Here is an 853-nt window from a genome sequence, read left to right as displayed (position 1 = left end):
CATGTGTCAGGTGCTCCTGGGGTGGTGGAGGGGGCGGGAGGCGCGGGCCGGGTCAGGCGCGCGGGTCACCGAACGCGGTGGGGCCGTCGTCGAACGAGGCCATGTCGATGGTACCGGGGCCGACCACGCCGCCGGCCTCGCCGAGGGCGGCGTCCATGGCCGACCGCATCAGCGGCGCGAGCAGGCGGCCGGGCTCGGGCAGGCCCAGCTCGGTCAGCAGTCCGACCGACTGCGCGACGATCGCGGCCGAGAACTCGGTGGCCGTCGCGATCGCCTCGGCGTAGCGCTCCCGGTCGGCCTCGGCCACGATGACGGGCTCGGCTCCCATCTCGACAACGAGCGCCTGGCCGATCGGCTGGACGGGGGTCGGCGCGGTGACGGCGCACCACGCGTCACGCAGCCGGACGAGGTCGATGGTCGTGCCCGTGAAGGCGAGGGCCGGGTGGATCGCCAGCGGGATCGCCCCCGACGAGAGCGCGGGCCGCAGCACCTCGAGCCCGTGCCGGGGAGACGTGTGCACAACGAGCTGGCCGGGCTGCCAGGTGCCCGTCGCCGCGAGGCCCTGCACGAGGTCCGCGAGCTGGTCGTCGGGCACGGCGAGCAGCACGAGTTCGCTGCGCTCGACGATCTCGGGCACGGTCAGCACGGGCACGCCCGGCAGGATCGCCTCGGCCCGATCGCGGCTGCGCTCGGACACGGCCGAGATGCCGACGATCGCGTGACCCGCGGCGGCGAGTGCGGCGCCGAGCACGGGCCCGACCCGACCGGCACCGACAATGCCCACGCCGAGGCGGCCGCTGCGGCGGTCGGAGCCGCCCGCGGGCCGGCGGGTGGCGTCGCGCGAGTCGCGGGG

1 protein-coding gene is annotated in these 853 nt (G+C 76.4%); it reads right to left on the bottom strand.

The window, feature by feature from the left end:
- Positions 1 to 52: 52 nt before the first annotated feature.
- A partial coding sequence (locus SZ60_RS15385) for a Rossmann-like and DUF2520 domain-containing protein (protein WP_255349714.1) occupies positions 53 to 853 on the bottom strand: 801 nt, incomplete at its 5' end.

It is taken from the genome of Frigoribacterium sp. MEB024 (assembly GCF_000878135.1).
In the GTDB taxonomy this organism is placed as follows: Bacteria; Actinomycetota; Actinomycetes; order Actinomycetales; family Microbacteriaceae; genus Frigoribacterium.
This window is presented reverse-complemented; position numbering and strand designations above follow the sequence as displayed.